Genomic DNA, 18,037 nt, shown 5'->3' on the forward strand with positions numbered 1-18,037 from the left:
AAACAATCTGACGAAAGATGCTAAATTGGGCTAAAATACCAAATTCTTCTGTTTACCAAAGAGATACCTGAAATGTCTGAAATCAGCTTGAAAAAAATCTACTCCGGCAAAGTCCGCGATTTGTACGAAATTGACGATAAACGTATGTTGATGGTTGCTTCCGACCGTCTGTCTGCATTCGATGTGATTTTGGATGATCCGATTCCGGGTAAAGGGGAGATTCTGACGCAGATTTCCAATTTTTGGTTTAAAAAACTGGCTCATATCATGCCTAACCATTTTACCGGCCAAACGGTTTACGATGTTTTGCCTGAAAACGAAGCCAAAGCTTTGGAGAAACGCGCCGTCGTGGCTAAAAAACTCACTCCGGTGAAAGTGGAGGCCATTGTGCGCGGTTATCTGGCAGGTAGCGGTTGGAAAGATTATCAAAAAACCGGTTCTGTCTGCGGTATTCAACTGCCTGAAGGTATGCAGGAAGCGCAGCAGTTGCCCGAAGTAATTTTTACGCCGTCAACCAAAGCCGCAGTCGGCGATCATGATGAAAACATCAGCTTTGAAGAATGCGAACGCATTATCGGCAAAGAATTGGCGGCGGAAGTACGTGCCAAAGCGATTCAGCTTTATACGGAAGCGGCCGAATATGCCAAATCCCGCGGTATCATTATTTGCGACACTAAATTTGAATTTGGTTTGGATGAAGAAGGTACGTTGACTTTGATGGACGAAGTGTTGACGCCTGATTCCAGCCGTTTTTGGCCTGCCGATCAATACAAAGTCGGCACCAATCCGCCGTCTTTTGACAAACAGTTTGTCCGCGACTGGCTGGAGCAAAGCGGTTGGAACAAAAAAGCGCCTGCGCCTAAAGTGCCTGCCGATGTAATTCAGAAAACAGTCGAAAAATATCAGGAAGCATTGACTTTGCTGACTCAGGATTGATTTTTAAGTTTGAAGGCCGTCTGAAAAGGATATGTTTCAGACGGCCTTTTTATTGTATCAATACTGGATTTTAAGGATAGTTGCCTTTATAATTGAAAGTTGTTTTCAGCGTCCGAAAAGGCCGTCTGAAAGCTTGTTTATAACCTGCCGCACGGTCTGAAACCCTAACTATGCACATTCGGATTTTAGTGTGCATTATTAGTGTTTTAGCAGTGCGGTATTTTGAAAGGAACAATGATGTTCAATAAACACGTTAAGACCTTCCAATACGGTAATCAAACCGTTACTTTGGAAACCGGCGAAATCGCTCGCCAAGCCGCTGCTGCCGTTAAAGTATCTATGGGCGACACTGTTGTTTTGGTTGCCGTTACTACCAACAAAGAAGTGAAAGAAGGCCAAGACTTCTTCCCTCTGACTGTCGATTACCTCGAGCGTACTTACGCAGCAGGTAAAATCCCCGGCGGTTTCTTCAAACGCGAAGGCAAACAAAGCGAAAAAGAAATCCTGACCAGCCGTCTGATCGACCGTCCGATTCGTCCTCTGTTCCCTGAAGGTTTCTACCACGACATCCAAATCGTAGCGATGGTGGTGTCTGTTGACCCTGAAATCGATTCTGACATTCCTGCAATGCTGGGTGCATCTGCCGCGCTGGTGTTGAGCGGTGTACCGTTTGCCGGTCCGATTGGTGCGGCACGCGTGGGTTATGTAAACGGCGTGTACGTTCTGAACCCGACTAAAGCCGAATTGGCTAAATCACAATTGGACTTGGTTGTTGCCGGTACTTCTAAAGCCGTGTTGATGGTGGAATCCGAAGCCGACATCTTGTCTGAAGAAGTGATGCTGGGTGCGGTTGTTTACGGTCACGATCAAATGCAAGTGGCCATTAACGCCATCAATGAGTTTGCCGACGAAGTTAACCCGGAAGTTTGGGATTGGAAAGCACCTGAAACCAATGAAGAATTGGTTGCAAAAGTACGCGAAATTGCCGGCGAAACCATTAAAGAAGCGTTCAAAATCCGTCAAAAACAAGCGCGTTCTGCCAAATTGGACGAAGCTTGGAATGCCGTGAAAGAAGCGTTGATTACCGAAGAAACCGACACTTTGGCAGCCAACGAAATCAAAGGTATTTTCAAACATTTGGAAGCCGATGTTGTCCGCAGCCAAATTTTGGACGGACAACCGCGCATCGACGGTCGCGACACCCGCACTGTTCGTCCGCTGAACATTCAAACCGGCGTATTGCCGCGCACTCACGGTTCTGCACTGTTTACCCGTGGCGAAACCCAAGCTTTGGCGGTTGCAACTTTGGGTACTTCACGCGACGAGCAAATCATTGATGCGCTGTCCGGCGAATATACCGACCGCTTCATGCTGCACTACAACTTCCCTCCATACTCTACCGGTGAAGTGGGTCGCGTAGGCGCGCCAAAGCGTCGTGAAATCGGTCACGGCCGCTTGGCTAAACGTGCGTTGTTGGCCGTATTGCCAGAACCTGAAGATTTCAGCTACACCATGCGCGTGGTTTCTGAAATTACCGAATCCAACGGCTCTTCCTCTATGGCTTCCGTCTGCGGCGGCTGCTTGAGCCTGTTGTCTGCCGGTGTGCCTTTGAAAGCACACGTTGCCGGTATCGCTATGGGCCTGATTTTGGACAACAACAAATTTGCCGTCCTGACCGACATCTTGGGTGATGAAGACCATTTGGGCGATATGGACTTTAAAGTAGCCGGTACAACAGAAGGTGTGACCGCGCTGCAAATGGACATCAAAATCCAAGGTATTACCAAAGAAATCATGCAAATCGCTTTGGCTCAAGCCAAAGAAGCACGTTTGCACATCTTGGATCAGATGAAAGCCGCCGTTGCAGGCCCGCAAGAACTGTCTGCACACGCGCCACGTTTGTTCACCATGAAAATCAACCAAGACAAAATCCGTGATGTGATTGGTAAAGGCGGTGAAACTATTCGTTCGATTACTGCTGAAACCGGTACTGAAATCAACATCGCTGAAGACGGTACCATCACTATCGCTGCGACTACTCAAGAAGCAGGCGATGCAGCGAAAAAACGTATCGAAGAAATCACTGCCGAAGTGGAAGTGGGCAAAGTGTACGAAGGTACTGTGGTTAAAATCCTCGACAACAACGTTGGTGCGATTGTCAGCGTGATGCCGGGCAAAGACGGTTTGGTACACATCAGCCAAATCGCCCACGAGCGCGTACGCAATGTCAGCGACTATCTGCAAGTAGGTCAGGTTGTGAACGTGAAAGCATTGGAAGTAGACGATCGCGGCCGCGTACGCCTGTCTATCAAAGCTTTGCTGGAAGCACCTGCTCGCGAAGAGAAAGCAGCCGAATAATCTGATTATTCAGGCTTAAAACAAAAGGCCGTCTGAAATTTTCAGACGGCCTTTTGTTTATTTAAAAGATGAGTTTAAAAAACGGGTTTCGCCTTTACTTTGATTGAACGGATTACTACAATGCTTGCAATCTAATAAATATTTTAATCTCTCAAGGAGTATGCAATGAATGCTACACAATTAATCAGCCGGCTGACGCAAACCGTCGGTGAAAAATACATCATCACAGACCCGGCGAAAACCGAACAATACCGTCAAGGCTATCGTTTTGGCGAAGGCAAGGCGCTGGCAGTTGTCCGCCCGGGTACGGTGTTGGAAATGTGGCAAATCTTGCAGGCATGTGTTGAGGCTGATGTTATCGTGATTACGCAGGCTGCCAATACCGGCCTGACTGGCGGCTCGACTCCTGACGGCAATGATTACGACCGAGATATTGTGATTGTGAATACCATGCGTCTGAACATCATTCAGCCGATTAACAATAACGAACAGGTTGTCTGCCTGCCCGGTTCTACCTTGAATCAATTGGAGCTGCTGCTGAAACCTTTAGGCCGTGAGCCGCACTCTGTAATTGGTTCGTCCTGTATCGGCGCATCTGTATTGGGTGGCGTATGTAATAACTCCGGCGGTGCATTGGTACAGCGTGGTCCGGCTTATACGGAAATGGCCCTGTTTGCACAAATCAACGAAGAGGGTAAGCTGGAGCTGGTCAACCATTTGGGCATTGATTTGGGCGAAACCCCTGAAGAAATTCTGACCAATCTGCAAGGTTTCCATTATCAGAAAAAAGACATTGTTCAAAATGCAGGCAAAGGGCATGACCATGCTTATTGCGATCATGTCCGCCAAGTGAATGAACCGACTGCCGCCCGTTTTAATGCCGACCCTGCGCGTCACTACGAAGCATCAGGTTGCGCGGGCAAGCTGATGGTGTTTGCCGTACGCTTGGATACGTTCCCACAAGAAAAACAGACTGCCGTTTTCTATATCGGTACAAATGATATTAATGAGCTGACCGATATTCGTCGTGCTGCTTTGAGCGAGTTTAAAAACCTGCCTATTTCTGGTGAGTATATCCATCGTCATGCTTTTGATATTGCTGCCGTTTATGGTAAAGATACTTTTTATATCATTAAGACGTTCGGTACCCACCAACTTCCGAAACTGTTTGATCTGAAGGCCCGTGTGGATAGATTCAGCAAAAAGATAAGTTTCTTACCAAAACACTTCTCTGATAAATTCATGCAACTGATCAGTAAGATTTTGCCCGATCACTTGCCGAAATCTATGCGCAACTATCGGGATAAATATGAACATCACCTGATTTTAAAAATGGGTGGCGAGGGGGTAGAAGAAGCGCGTGCTTTCTTGAAGGAATATTTTGCAACCCATGGCGGCGCATTCTTTGAATGTAATGCCGAAGAAACGCAGGCGGCTATGCTGCATCGCTTTGCTGTGGCTTCTGCCGCGATCCGTTACCGTTCTGTACATGATGATGAAGTAGAGGATTTGGTTGCACTCGATATCGCCTTGCGTCGTGATGATCGTGATTGGTTTGAAACACTGCCGCCCGAAATCGACAATAAAATCATCCATAAATTGTATTACGGACATTTTATGTGTCATGTGTTCCATCAGGACTACATCATTAAAAAAGGCAACGACTGTATGGCTTTGGAACATGAAATGCTCCATCTGCTTGACCAACGCGGTGCGCAATATCCTGCCGAGCATAATGTCGGTCATCTGTATGAAGCCAAGCCCGAGCTGAAACAGTTCTATAAAAAACTCGACCCAACCAACAGCTTCAACCCCGGTATCGGTAAAACCAGTAAGAAGAAAAACTGGGCAGAATAAAGCGTAGTTAAAATAAAGGCCGTCTGAATATTTCAGACGGCCTTTTTATATGTTTGCTTATCAGAACAGATTACTGATGAAAATCAGCAGAATCACCAACGGCACGAGGTATTTCACATAGGCAAACCAGATATTGACCGTAGTATGGTTGCCTTTGTAGAGCAATTCGTCCTTCGCTTCATCTTTCATCACGAAACCGACGAACAAGGCAGAGCCGAGCGCGGTCAGCATAAACAGGATGTTGCCGCTGATATAGTCAAAAGCATCGAAAATGTTTTTACCAAACACGGAAATATCTTTCCATGGGCCGTAGCTCAAGATGGAAGGGATATTGCCGAAGATAAAAATACCTGTCAGTACGATGGTAATAGCCGCTGCGCGGCGGATTTTGGTTTTCTCCTGAATGGTCGTAATCAACACTTCATAAATGGTCAGAGAAGTGGTCAGCGCGGCAATCAGAAGCAGTGAGAAGAAAATCACTGCAAATACAGGGCCTGCCCACATATTGGAGAACACGATCGGCAGGCTTTGGAACACCAGCGTCGGGCCGGAGTTAGGGGCAACGCCAAAGCTGAAGAGGGATGGGAAAATCATAAAGCCAGCCAACACGGCAATCAAAGTATTGGTAATCGCGGTAATTACGGCCGTCTGAACCAGATTTTCGTTTTTATCCAGATAGCTGGATAACGTAATCATCACTCCGAAACCCAAGCTCAGTGCGAAGAATACTTGCCCCAAAACGAAGACGAAAAGTTCGGCGGTAATTTTGCTGAAATCAGGCTTCAGATAGAAAGTAATCCCTTCCATCGCACCCGGCAGGGTAACGTTGCGCACGACCATGGCAATCAGGAATAAAAACAGCAAAGGCATCAGGTATTTTGCCGCTTTTTCAATACCGCCAATGACGCCTTTGACCAAAATCCATTGGTTCACAACCACAAATAGGAAGGTATAAAACGCAATTTCCCAAGGGCTGTTTTCGATGTGTTCGGTAAAGAAGCTTTTCGTTATTTCGCCGCTGACAGGGCTGGAAATGTCCAAATTGCCACCGATGATGTTGACGATGTAGCTGATGACCCAGCCGCCGAGCACCATGTAATAGGCCATGATGCCGAATGCGCCGAGCAGGCCCATCCAACCGACCGCTTTCCAAACTTTGGCAACAGGTTTGCCGTTCATCGAGCCGCCAAACGCATCCAGCGCGTTCACGCCTTTACGGCGGCCGATGACGTTTTCCACCAAAATCATCGGAATACCGATGACCAACATGGCGATACAGAACAAAAACACATATGCGCCGCCGCCGTTTTCACCGACTAAATACGGGAAACGCCACGTTGCGCCGAAACCGACAGTCGCGCCGGCAACGGTAAGGATGTAAGTCAAACGGTTGGACCAAGTTTGACGGGGTTGATTGGAAGACATAAAAACTCAGATACATGAAAATAAAGACAACATTTTACCGCAAAGATTTAACGAATCTTGACTAAAGTCTGAAAAGAAAATTAGTTAAAAAAACCATGTAATGAAGAATTTTTAGTGGGTTTCTCTGGTTTGCTTGGTATTGAAACCTGCAAACAGAGAATTTGTCTGAAGCGATACGAATGATTGAAAGAGCCGTAACGATAAAGGCCGTCTGAAAAGTGGGATATGGGAAAGGGTTGTTGTGAGGGGATTGGATAGCACTAAGGTGTGCTTTCAAATATGTCGGCAACAAAGATGGTCTTTCTCTAAGGCTGTCTAATAATATCCTGTAACCCTAGCTTGGATAGCCGATAGATTTTCTTTCTATAAAACGATTTGTCTGAAATTGGAACGGCACAGATTGATGCGGAAGAGACGAGAAAGAGAAAAGGAGTAATGGCAAGTTAATGAGTGGAGATGGGTTTGGCAATGATGGCTTCTTTAGATGAGAAAGGCCGTCTAAAAGCATGCCCGCTTGATTGTCAAATTTTAGATAAAAAAAACCATCTATACTAAGGGGAAAGTATAGATGGCCAAACACATTACGGGGAAAACGTCTTACTCACTTACTCACTTCTCTCGAAGCAAGTGTTACTCAGACAGGCGAATTATACAATAGTTCAGTCCTTCTAGTGTTAAATTCTGTTAAATAAAAATAATAAGGTTTAGGTGTTTGATTTTAAAGAAATTAAAAATCCATTTTGTTTAAAAAAATATCTCAAAATTTTGGAATTTTTTTAGATTTGGATGAATTTCCATTCTCCGGCGGCCAAATCGTCGATATTCCAGTCGCCGAATTGTTCACGGTGGAGCTGCTCGACACGGTTGCCTGCGGCTGCGACCATGCGCTTGACCTGATGATATTTGCCCTCGGTAATGGTCATCATCAATGTGTTTGGGTCGGCCAACACTGCTTCGGCGGCAGCGACGGTTTCATTATCGTCATGCAGGAGGACTCCGTTTTTCAACGTAGCGCAAAGGGTATCGTCGGCAGGATGCTTCAAGGTAACGCGGTAGAGCTTCGGAACTTTGTGTTTGGGCGAAGTAACGCGGTGGTTAAATTGCCCGTCGTTGGTAATCAGAATAATGCCGGTTGTGTCTGCATCCAAGCGGCCGACTGCCTGCATATCGATATTGCGCATGTGGTCGGGAAAAAGGCTGAAGATGCTCGGATATTGCTGGGGTTTGTGCGAAGTTTCGTAATCCGCAGGCTTATGAAGCAAAATGTAGAAATAGGGCATGGGTACGGCGGCAATCTCTTCGCCGTCAACAGACAGGGTGCGCACTTGAGACGGATCGATATCGTCTTTTGCACGATTATGAATTTCGCCGTTGATGGCGATACAGTCATTGTCTATCAGCCACTGGCATTGCTTGCGGCTGCCGAGACCCTGCGATTGGATGTATTTGAGCAGTTGCATGGTTGAAAAGTAGGAAATGTTCAGACGGCCTTTATTGTACTGGAAAACCGGTTTTAAGGCCGTCTGAAAAGCAGAGGCAAAAAAATCGCCCCTTTAAAATGTTAAGGGGCGCAAAAGGAACACAAACCACTACCAAAAACTGTTACAGGGCAAATTCTCCTATTTGATGTGTTGCCGGATAAAGTGCTTTCATCAAGTCATGTGGTGAAAGCGAGAAATCTTCGCTGTTTGTCGTCAGACGGCCTTGCTGAGGCGTGAGTTCGAGCAATCGGGCGTTTGCCGACTGGATGAACTTGTTTTTCGTGCGCTGCATTTTTCGTTGCAGGGCGGAAACAACGCGGTTGTACAGACTGTCTTTTTGCTTGACTTCACGTGTGTCGGCCACCCAGCTCAAGCGTGTATTGCCGTCTTCATCTTCAATCAGCAGGATGCCGGTTTCTGATTGGGGCGATTTGCCCATGCAAGGAAGCCAAACATAATAGCGGCCATCTAAAGTAATGAATACTGCGTCGTGTACTTCGCACTCATCGCAACATTTGGTGGCGATTAAAGAGCGGATGGCTTGTTGGTGCAGTCTCAGAATGTCAAGGGAGACTTGCTTAAAAATACTTTCGGGCATTTTCTTCTCCTTTCATTCTGTGGTGCGGTTGTTTCGTTTCGATGGGTTGTATTATACGGAGATTTTTTAAATTTGCAAATGATAATTGTTCCTATTATTTAAATAATAAGTAAGGTATTCATTATTAAAGAAATTAAATTTAAAAAATTTTATAGAAATTGGGTTTTCTACTCAAAATTGGAGTAATAGCTGGCCAATAGATGAAAAAATAATAAAGGCCGTCTGAACAAATCCAGCGTTAAAAGGGTATTTGAAAAGCAGCTAAAGTTTTGCTGACTATACATTTCAGACGGCCTTCAGTATGATTCAGGACGTTTTGATAATTGTAGAAACCACCAACCATGAGCCAACGTCAGATTATCCTCGATACGGAAACCACGGGCCTTTATCCTGAAAGCGGCGACCGTCTGGTCGAATTTGCCGGCTTGGAAATGATTAATCGCCAAATGACCGACTCCAACCTTCATTTATATGTCCACCCCGAACGCGATATGCCGGAGGAAGCGGCGAAGGTGCATGGTTTGACGATTGAAGTATTGGAAGCGAAGAATGCGCCGCCGTTTGCCCAAGTGGGTAAACAGATTGCCGACTTTATACGTGGCGCAGAGCTGATCATCCATAATGCTAAGTTTGACGTCGGCTTCCTGAATATGGAATTCCGCCGCATGGGTTTGCCTTCTATTGAGGAGCTCGGCTGTAAAGTCACCGACACGCTGGCCATGGCGCGTGAAATGTTTCCGGGGCAAAAGGCAAGCTTGGATGCCTTGTGTAACCGCTTTTCCGTTGACCGCAGCAAACGTGTCTTGCACGGCGCGTTAATCGACTGCGAGCTTTTGGGTGAAGTCTATCTTGCCATGACGCGTCAGCAGTTCGACCTGATGGGCGGCGAGGCGGAAGAAGAGGGCGAAGTCAAACCAACCGTTATTGCTGAAACTAAACGTACGTCGCAGTTGAAAGTCATCAAAGCCAATGCGGAAGAGCTGGCCGCGCATGAAAAATATTTGGACGATTTGGGCGAAGTGTGTGTATGGCGCAAGGCAGAAACGCCGAATGAGGCCGATGCCGGAGCGTCAGCATGATGCGCCGCAATATCGCTTTGATTCCTGCTGCCGGTGTCGGGGCGCGATTTGGCGCGGGAAAACCTAAACAATATGTTGAAATCAATGGTAAAACCGTATTGCAATATGCCATAGAAATTTTTGAGCAACACCCCCGCATAGATTTAATTGCCGTTATTCTTTCGCCGGAAGATTCGGTTTTTCAGACGGCCCTATCTGAGAAGGTGCGTGTCTTCCGAGTGGGCGGTGCAAGTCGTGCCGAAACGGTACGCAATGGTGTGTCCGTTTTATTGGAGCAAGGTTTGGCCGAGGCGCAAGACAATATCTTGGTTCATGATGCTGCGCGCTGTTGCCTGCCTGCCGAAGCGTTAACTCGTTTGCTTGATGAGGCAGGCGAAAATGATGAAGGCGGCATTCTGGCCATACCGGTGGCCGATACGCTCAAGCGGGCAGACGGCAGTCATCATATTGATGAAACCGTTGCACGTGCAGGATTATGGCAGGCGCAAACGCCGCAGCTTTTTCAGACGGCCTTATTAAATCGAGCCTTATCGGTTGATGATTTGAGTGAAATTACGGATGAAGCATCAGCGGTTGAAAAACTGGGTATCCGACCGCGCTTGGTGCAGGGTGATACGCGCAATTTAAAATTGACGCTGCCGCAAGACGAATACATTGTCAGATTGTTGCTCAAGGCCGTCTGAACAATTAAAACCCATTATTTAAGGAAACAATATGAATATCCGTGTCGGACAGGGCTACGATGTCCATCAGTTGGTTGAAGGGCGAGATTTGATACTCGGCGGCGTCAACATTCCGTTTGAAAAAGGCTTGCTGGGCCATTCCGATGCCGATGCGCTTTTGCATGCGATTACCGATGCCCTGTTGGGCGCGGCCGGTTTGGGCGATATCGGCAGCCATTTTCCTGATACTGCCGCCGAATTCAAAGATGCAGACAGCCGTGTGCTGTTGCGCGAGGCTTATCAAAGCGTGCAGGTATTGGGTTGGAAGGTGGTTAATGTCGATACGACTGTGATTGCGCAAAAGCCAAAACTTGCGCCGCATATTCCAGCAATGCGCGCCAATATTGCCGTAGATTTGGGTTTGCCTGAAAACTGCGTGAACATCAAGGGTAAAACCAACGAAAAACTTGGCTATCTGGGGCGTATGGAAGCCATTGAAGCGCAAGCGGCAGTATTGCTGATTAAAGCCTAAGAGCTTAAAATTACTTTATTATTCAAACTGAAGGACTGACAACATGGCAACTCAAGACGAACTCAAACGTATTGCCGCCGAAAAAGCGGTGGAATTTGTTCCTGAAAACGAATACATCGGTATCGGTACCGGCTCTACCATCAACTTCTTTATCGAAGCTTTGGGTAAAAGCGGTAAGAAAATTAAGGGTGCCGTGTCTACTTCTAAAAAATCCAGCGAGCTTTTGGCGAAATATGAAATTCCAGAAGTTTCACTGAATGAAGTGATGGGTTTGGCGGTTTATGTTGACGGCGCAGACGAAGTCAACCACGCGCTGCAAATGATTAAAGGTGGCGGCGGTGCGCATTTGAACGAAAAAATCGTGGCCAGTGCATCCGATAAATTTGTCTGTATTGCCGATGAAAGCAAATATGTTTCCCGTTTGGGTAAATTCCCGTTGCCGGTAGAAGTGGTTGAAAATGCCCGTTCGCTGGTGTCGCGCAAACTGCTTGCCATGGGCGGACAGCCTGAGTTGCGTGTCGGCTATACTACTTTCTATGGCAACCAAATCGTCGATGTTCACGGCCTCAATATCGACCAAGCCCTGAAAATGGAAGACGAAATCAACAAAATCACCGGCGTACTCGAAAACGGTATTTTTGCCCGCGATGCCGCCGATGTGTTGGTTTTGGGTACGGCAGAAGGCGCAAAAGTCATCCTGCCTTGTCAGGATTAATGAAGATTAATCAATCTTAAAGGCCGTCTGAAAGTGTATTAGGTCTTTCAGACGGCCTTCAATTTGGCAAAATATGCAAATTAGTAAAATTATAAAATGGTTGCCCGTTGTTTTATCCGTTTTGGGCGCGCTTGGTTACAGCTCACGCGATACCGAGTTGATTCGTACAGGGGTAAGCGTTGCCGCAACATTGGCACAAAGCGACAATATCGGTTTGGAAAAGGTCAATGAATGGCTGGGTGAAAATGTCGTCAAAGCCACATCTGACACCAAAGCCGAAGCTGAACCCAAACCGGAACAAAAACAAAAGTCATTGCGACAATCCTACACATACAACGGAAAAATCATCAAAATCCATGATGGCGATACCGTGCATATTATCGATAGCGACGGCCGGAAACACAAAATCCGTATGGCCTATATTGATGCACCGGAAATCAATCAGGCTTATGGTACGCAATCACGAGATAATCTGATTGATGCCGCATTGAATAAAAAAGTCAAAGTCCGTGTGTTTGAAGCTGACCGCTACCAGCGCGAAGTTGCCCAAGTATCTGTCGGCACGATTGACTTGAATTTAATGCAGATACGGGATGGCGCCGCATGGCATTATGAAAGTTATGCCAAAAAACAACAAAGTAAAACCGCTTACACTGACTATTCGGCCGCACAAAAACAAGCCAAGGAAAAACGAAAAGGCTTATGGAAAAAAGACAATCCGCAAGCACCTTGGCAATTTCGCCGTCAAAATTATGAGCAGCAGAGCGGTGATAAAAAGCAGTCTGATAAACAATGGTTCGGGATTTGGTAGGTTTTAAGAAAGAGACTGTCTGAAAACTTTCAGACGGCCTTTAATCATTAAGGTTTAGTATAAGATAAGAATGAGTGGCAGGTTTATGATTGGAGGGTAATAGAAATAAAAGTGTGGTGTAATATTTTTAAGAAGGGCGGATATGAAAAAAGACACCGTTAGCTGGTGTCTTTAGTATCTGGCAGAGAGGAAGGGATTCGAACCCTCGATACGCTATTCACGTATACACGCTTTCCAGGCGTGCGACTTAAACCACTCATCCACCTCTCTGTGGACTATTATCCTGACTTGTTATCAGAATAATGTGAAAAATTGACTGATTGATTTATCAGTGGTGCCCAGGAGAAGACTCGAACTTCCACACCCGTGAGGATACTAGCACCTGAAGCTAGCGCGTCTACCAATTCCGCCACCTGGGCAATTTAAATTTTCTTAAGCAAAGAAGCACCAAATTATTTGGTGCCCAGGAGAAGACTCGAACTTCCACGCCCGTGAGGACACTAGCACCTGAAGCTAGCGCGTCTACCAATTCCGCCACCTGGGCTTTGCTTTATTCTTCAATTTAAGGTAGAGTTGACTACCTGAACTGCGAAGAAGCAGCTATTATATATTTTAAAAAAAGAATGTCAACTATCAAAATGAACAAAAATACTAAATCTTTAAATTTACGAGAAAAAGACCCGTATTTGGAGCGGGAGAAACAACGTTACGCTCATCCGTTGCCCAGCCGTGAATGGGTCATTGAATTATTGGAACAAAAAGGTGTGCCGACAAAAATCGAAGCGTTGGCACATGAATTGTCGATTACAGAAGATGAATATGAATTCTTCGAACGCCGTTTGAAAGCGATGGCACGTGATGGTCAGGTGTTGATCAACCGACGTGGCGCGGTATGCGCGGCAGAAAAATTGGCATTGGTTAAATGTCGTGTCGAAGCGCATAAAGACGGTTTTGGTTTTGCTGTGCCGCTAACGCCGACGGGCGAAGGTGATTTCGTTTTGTATGAGCGTCAGATGCGCGGCGTGATGCACGGGGATATTGTTACCGTTCGTCCTGCCGGTATCGACCGCAGAGGCCGTCGTGAAGGAACGGTTTTAGATGTGGTGGAGCGTGCGCAGTCTAAAGTGGTCGGTCGTTTTTATATGGATCGTGGCGTGGCTATTTTGGAGGCAGAAGACAAGCGTTTGAGCCAAAGTATCGTGTTAGAGCCTGAAAGCGTGGCGAACTTTAAACCGCAATCCGGCCAAGTGATTGTGGCTGAAATTGAGACGTATCCTGAAGCGCATCGTCCTGCTGTGGCTAAGCTGATTGAAGTGTTGGGCGATTATGCCGACAGCGGTATGGAAATTGAAATTGCTGTACGCAAGCACCATTTGCCTCATCAATTCAGCGAAGCGTGTGTCAAAGCCGCGAAGAAAATTCCCGATCATGTGCGTAAAACCGACTTGAAAGGGCGCGTGGACTTACGCGATTTGCCTCTGGTAACCATTGACGGCGAAACTGCGCGGGACTTTGACGATGCGGTTTTTGCCGAAAAAATTGGCCGCAACTACCGCTTGGTGGTGGCGATAGCTGATGTCAGTCATTATGTCCGCCCTGATGACGCGATTGATGTAGATGCTCAAGAACGCAGTACCAGCGTGTATTTCCCGCGCCGTGTGATTCCAATGCTGCCGGAGAATTTGTCCAACGGCATCTGCTCTCTCAATCCTGATGTTGAACGCCTGTGTATGGTGTGCGATATGGTGATTACCTATGCCGGCAATATCAAGAAATACCGTTTCTATCCGGCAGTAATGCGTTCTCATGCGCGACTGACTTACAATCAAGTTTGGGATTGGATTTCAGACGGCCAGGATTATCCGTTTAAGCAGCAAATCGATACTCTGTATAAGTTATTTAAAATCTTGCAGAAAAAACGTTTCGAGCGTGGCGCGGTTGAGTTTGAGAGCGTTGAGACTCAGATGATTTTTGATGACAACGGTAAGATTGACAAGATTGTTCCCGTTGTCCGCAACGATGCGCACAAGCTGATTGAAGAATGTATGTTAGCGGCGAATGTTTGCGCGGCAGAATTTTTGCTGAAAAACAAACATACGGCTTTGTTCCGTAATCACTTGGGCCCGACTCCTGAAAAACTGGCCACCTTACGCGAGCAGCTTGGTTTGCTGGGGCTGAGTTTGGGTGGCGGCGATAATCCGACGCCGAAAGACTATGCTACGCTTGCCGAGCAATTTAAAAACCGTCCGGACGCGGAATTGTTACAAGTGATGATGCTGCGTTCTATGCAGCAGGCGGTTTATGAGCCTCATTGCGACGGTCACTTTGGTCTGGCTTATGGCGCATATGCACACTTTACTTCGCCTATCCGCCGTTATCCCGATTTGACGGTACATCGCGCCATTAAAGCTGTATTGAACGGACAAACTTACCAACCCAATAAAACCTGGGAGGCTTTGGGCGTGCATACCTCTTTCTGCGAACGCCGAGCCGATGATGCCAGCCGCGATGTGGAAAACTGGCTGAAAACTTATTATATGCGCGACAAAGTCGGCGAAGTTTTCAGTGGCAAGATTTCGGGCATGACCAGCTTCGGTATTTTTGTAACCTTGGACGATATTCATATCGACGGCTTGGTACATATCAGCGATTTGGGAGAGGATTATTTCAACTTCCGTCCTGAAATTATGGCAATTGAGGGCGAGCGTAGTGGTGTCCGTTTCAACATGGGCGATACGGTTACTGTAAAAGTCGCGCGAGCCGATTTGGATACCAGCAAGATTGATTTGACCTTAATCAGCGGCGGTTCAGTCGGTAAGAAACGCGGAGGTAGAAAAGCAAAACCTGTAAGCAAGCCAATAGCTGCTGACAAGTCTGTCGAAAAGCGTAAGCGTAAACTGTCGGCTAAAGAAATTGATGAAGCGTTGGCTGCTCCCATGAAGGCAAAGAAGAGCAAGGTGAAAAGTAAACCTGCCTCCAAGCCTGCCAAGCCAAGCAAACCTAAAGCCGCAGGCAAGAAAAAAACGCAGGCGAAAACAACTTCCGTCAAAGCCGGGCATAAAAATAACGCGCAAGGCAAAAGCGTGAAGATTAAAGTAAAGAAAGCTGCTAAGAAATAAGCTGCATTCAATTCAGGCCGTCTGAAAAGTTTCAGACGGCCTGAATTTGTGATTTTATGAATAAAACCAAGGATAAATTAAGATGATAAAACTATACGGTATTCCCAATTGCGATACGGTTAAAAAAGCGCGCAGTTGGTTGGCGGAAAACGGCATCGAGTTTGAGTTTGTAGATTTTAAGAAAAACGCCCCGACTGCCGAATTGATTGATGGCTGGCTGGGTCAGGCGGCTTTGGAAATTTTGCTCAATAAAAGAGGTACGACTTGGCGCAAGTTGGATAAAGATGCGCAAGAATCTGCCGCCACAAAAGAAGGTGCGATTGCTTTGATGGTGGAGAATCCCAGCATCATCAAGCGGCCTGTATTGGTCAAAGAAGGACAGGTTCATGTCGGATTTTCAGTAGAAGCGTATCAGGAAATTTTCGGATAAGGTATTTTTAGGTTTTTAGGCCGTCTGAAAAAGCAAGCCTCGAAAAAATACGTTACAATACGCGCTTTGAGCCTGTTTTCAGGATTTTAAGATTTTTGCGGCAGCATTTTCTGGCTGCCGCGCCAAACTTTTCTTTCGGATAAATATGTTCCATATTGTTGAAAAATATAAAACACCCGCCCAGATTGTTTTAGGTATCATCGGTCTGACCTTTATCGGATTCGGTGCCAATAACTTGTCTTCGCCGGGTTCTGATTACATTGTCAAAGTCGGGGATGAGAAGGTCAGCGAGCATGCTTTACAGATTGCGATACAAAACGAGCAGGCTGCCGGCAATAATGCACCTTCGCGTGATGCGGTATTCCAATCGTTATTGCAACGTGCTTATCTGAAGCAAGGTGCCAAGCTGATGGGCATCGCTGTGTCTCAGGAGCAAATCAAGCAAGTTATTGTGGATGATCCGAATTTCCATGATGCTTCCGGTAAATTCAGCCAGGATTTGCTCAAGAAATATTTGGATCAACGCAGGATGACCGAGGATCAGTTCGTTGAAGATATCCGCGAACAGTTCCAATTGCAAAATCTGTTGAATTTAGTGCAAAACGGCGCTTTGGTCAGCGATGCGCAAGCACGTCAGTTGATTAACCTGACTCAAGCAACACGTACCATCCGTTCATTTACGTTCAGCCCTGAAGCATTTGCGGCACAAGTAAAAGTAGATGATGCGGCTTTGCAAAAGTATTATGAAGCGCATAAAAAAGATTACTTGATTCCTCAAGCCGTTAAGCTGGAATATGTGGCTTTGAACATCAAAGATTTGGCTGACAAGCAAACCGTCAGTGCGGAAGAAGTACAAAAAGCTTACGACAGCAAAAGTGTAGATTTGTCGCCAAGAGCCGAAATTGCGCATATTTTCATTCCGGTCATGCCTAACGGAGATGAAGCAAGTAATGCGGAAATTAAAGCAGAAGTGGACAAAATGGCTGCGGAGCTTAAAGAGCATCCGGATTCGTTTGCCGAACTGGCGGCCAAGTATTCCAAAGACTTGTCCAGCAGCAATAAAGGCGGCAACTTGGGTTATCTGAGCAAAGGTGGCGGCAGCGGCTTTGGACCTGAATTCGATAAAGCGGCATTTGCATTGGGCAAAGGCGAAGTCAGCGATACCGTAAAATCATCTTTGGGTTATCACGTCATTAAAGTTTTGAATGTCGAAGCTGAGCCGACTTTGGAACAAGCCAAAGCGCGTATCGAAGCAGCCTTGAAACTGAAAAAAGCAGCTTCTGCCTTTAATGCTGCTAAAGAAAAATTGGGTGAAGATGCCTTCAATGATCCATCTTCTTTGGCAAAAGCAGCCGCCAATTCAGGTTTGAAAGTGGAAAACTTGGATGAATGGGTGACCAGAGCGGGTGCGAAAGAGGCAGGTTTGCCTGAAACGTTGATTAATGCTGCGTTTAGCGACGATGTACTGAAGAAAAAACACAATTCTGAAGTAATTGCCATCAACAACGAAACCGTTTGGGTCATTCGTGCGAAAGAAGTGCGCGAAGAGAAAATCGCACCATTTGCGGAAGTCAAAGACAATGTCCGTGCAGCATATCAGCGCTCTGAAGCCGCCAAACTGGCAGAGAAAAAAGCCCAGGAAACTTTGGCCGCATTGAAAGCCGGTAAAGCTGCTGATGTTCAATGGTCGCCTGTTTCTCAATTGAGCGCACAAGATGCACGTAAAACCATGTCTCCGGAGGCTTATGCAGCTTTGCTGAAAGCGCGTCCTGTCGGCGGCAAACCTGCGTATACATTGTTGGAAGGTATGCCTGCGCCGGTGATTATGGAAGTTCAGAGCGTTTCTGCTCCTGAAAATGCCGATTCACAGATTCCGGCTGCTAAACAGGCTTTGGTTCAGCAGCTTTCCGCCAATGTTTTCGATGCCTTGCTCCAGTATTTGGATAAGAAAATCGATCGTACGCAAGGTGCACAACAAGTTAATAATGCTGCCGAATAAGCAGAATATTAGAGTAGGGCAGCCGGATGAATTCC

14 protein-coding genes and 3 tRNA genes are annotated in these 18,037 nt (G+C 46.5%); 11 read left to right on the plus strand and 6 right to left on the minus strand.

Annotation, left to right across the window (positions count from 1 at the left end):
- Positions 1–72 precede the first annotated feature (72 nt).
- From HMPREF2952_RS08990 to dld, 3 genes are all read left to right on the plus strand, one after another.
- Entirely contained in the window at positions 73–936 is an 864-nt protein-coding gene (locus HMPREF2952_RS08990) for a phosphoribosylaminoimidazolesuccinocarboxamide synthase (protein WP_049322835.1), read from the plus strand.
- 234 nt (positions 937–1,170) lie between these two features.
- Positions 1,171–3,294 carry a polyribonucleotide nucleotidyltransferase gene (pnp, locus tag HMPREF2952_RS08995; protein WP_107697060.1) on the plus strand — a complete coding sequence of 708 codons (2,124 nt, stop codon included), beginning with the start codon at positions 1,171–1,173 and terminating at the stop codon, positions 3,292–3,294.
- A 165-nt stretch (positions 3,295–3,459) separates the two neighbouring features.
- On the plus strand, positions 3,460–5,151 hold the full coding sequence (gene dld, locus HMPREF2952_RS09000; RefSeq protein ID WP_036490674.1) for a D-lactate dehydrogenase: 1,692 nt from the start codon (positions 3,460–3,462) through the stop codon (positions 5,149–5,151).
- 60 nt (positions 5,152–5,211) lie between these two features.
- On the opposite strand, the gene HMPREF2952_RS09005 is transcribed toward dld, so the two are convergent.
- The 3 genes from HMPREF2952_RS09005 to HMPREF2952_RS09015 all read right to left on the minus strand — a co-directional run bounded on the left by HMPREF2952_RS09005 (position 5,212) and on the right by HMPREF2952_RS09015 (position 8,655).
- On the minus strand, positions 5,212–6,576 hold the full coding sequence (locus HMPREF2952_RS09005; protein ID WP_049336619.1) for a sodium-dependent transporter: 1,365 nt from the start codon (positions 6,574–6,576) through the stop codon (positions 5,212–5,214).
- Between the two features lie 776 nt (positions 6,577–7,352).
- On the minus strand, positions 7,353–8,036 hold the full coding sequence (locus HMPREF2952_RS09010) for a 16S rRNA pseudouridine(516) synthase (RefSeq protein WP_049336621.1): 684 nt from the start codon (positions 8,034–8,036) through the stop codon (positions 7,353–7,355).
- Positions 8,037–8,178: 142 nt separating this feature from the next.
- The gene (locus tag HMPREF2952_RS09015) at positions 8,179–8,655 is read right to left on the minus strand and encodes an NGO0322 family iron-responsive protein (RefSeq protein ID WP_003746951.1); all 477 of its coding nucleotides are present in this window, start codon (positions 8,653–8,655) and stop codon (positions 8,179–8,181) included.
- Positions 8,656–8,996: 341 nt separating this feature from the next.
- Here HMPREF2952_RS09015 and dnaQ point away from each other — a divergent pair, with 341 nt between their 5' ends.
- The 5 genes from dnaQ to HMPREF2952_RS09040 all read left to right on the plus strand — a co-directional run bounded on the left by dnaQ (position 8,997) and on the right by HMPREF2952_RS09040 (position 12,454).
- Positions 8,997–9,734: a DNA polymerase III subunit epsilon gene (dnaQ, locus tag HMPREF2952_RS09020; RefSeq protein WP_049336622.1), complete on the plus strand. Its 738-nt coding sequence runs from the start codon at positions 8,997–8,999 to the stop codon at positions 9,732–9,734.
- Positions 9,731–10,417 carry a 2-C-methyl-D-erythritol 4-phosphate cytidylyltransferase gene (ispD, locus tag HMPREF2952_RS09025; RefSeq protein WP_049336624.1) on the plus strand — a complete coding sequence of 229 codons (687 nt, stop codon included), beginning with the start codon at positions 9,731–9,733 and terminating at the stop codon, positions 10,415–10,417. The genes dnaQ and ispD overlap by 4 nt, the downstream gene beginning before the upstream one ends.
- Positions 10,418–10,448: 31 nt before the next feature.
- Positions 10,449–10,928, plus strand: coding sequence for a 2-C-methyl-D-erythritol 2,4-cyclodiphosphate synthase (ispF, locus tag HMPREF2952_RS09030; RefSeq protein ID WP_004519740.1), 480 nt, complete (start codon positions 10,449–10,451; stop codon positions 10,926–10,928).
- 43 nt (positions 10,929–10,971) lie between these two features.
- On the plus strand, positions 10,972–11,643 hold the full coding sequence (gene rpiA, locus HMPREF2952_RS09035) for a ribose-5-phosphate isomerase RpiA (protein WP_003679072.1): 672 nt from the start codon (positions 10,972–10,974) through the stop codon (positions 11,641–11,643).
- A 73-nt stretch (positions 11,644–11,716) separates the two neighbouring features.
- Entirely contained in the window at positions 11,717–12,454 is a 738-nt protein-coding gene (locus tag HMPREF2952_RS09040; RefSeq protein ID WP_004519739.1) for a thermonuclease family protein, read from the plus strand.
- A gap of 179 nt (positions 12,455–12,633) precedes the next feature.
- Here HMPREF2952_RS09040 and HMPREF2952_RS09045 read toward each other — a convergent pair.
- The 3 genes from HMPREF2952_RS09045 to HMPREF2952_RS09055 all read right to left on the minus strand — a co-directional run bounded on the left by HMPREF2952_RS09045 (position 12,634) and on the right by HMPREF2952_RS09055 (position 12,998).
- Positions 12,634–12,724 (minus strand) — tRNA-Ser (locus HMPREF2952_RS09045).
- 62 nt (positions 12,725–12,786) lie between these two features.
- A tRNA-Leu gene (locus HMPREF2952_RS09050) sits at positions 12,787–12,873 on the minus strand.
- Between the two features lie 38 nt (positions 12,874–12,911).
- Positions 12,912–12,998: transfer RNA gene (locus HMPREF2952_RS09055), tRNA-Leu, on the minus strand.
- A gap of 79 nt (positions 12,999–13,077) precedes the next feature.
- On the opposite strand from HMPREF2952_RS09055, the gene rnr reads away from it, so the two are divergent.
- From rnr to HMPREF2952_RS09070, 3 genes are all read left to right on the plus strand, one after another.
- Positions 13,078–15,573: a ribonuclease R gene (rnr, locus tag HMPREF2952_RS09060; protein ID WP_070695574.1), complete on the plus strand. Its 2,496-nt coding sequence runs from the start codon at positions 13,078–13,080 to the stop codon at positions 15,571–15,573.
- An 82-nt stretch (positions 15,574–15,655) separates the two neighbouring features.
- The gene (locus tag HMPREF2952_RS09065; RefSeq protein WP_004519737.1) at positions 15,656–16,003 is read left to right on the plus strand and encodes an ArsC family reductase; all 348 of its coding nucleotides are present in this window, start codon (positions 15,656–15,658) and stop codon (positions 16,001–16,003) included.
- A 145-nt stretch (positions 16,004–16,148) separates the two neighbouring features.
- Complete coding sequence (locus HMPREF2952_RS09070; RefSeq protein WP_004519736.1) at positions 16,149–18,002, plus strand: SurA N-terminal domain-containing protein; 1,854 nt, start codon at positions 16,149–16,151, stop codon at positions 18,000–18,002.
- Positions 18,003–18,037: the final 35 nt, after the last annotated feature.

Origin of the sequence: Neisseria sp. HMSC068C12 (assembly GCF_001814095.1) — a bacterium.
Lineage (GTDB): Bacteria > Pseudomonadota > Gammaproteobacteria > Burkholderiales > Neisseriaceae > Neisseria > Neisseria perflava.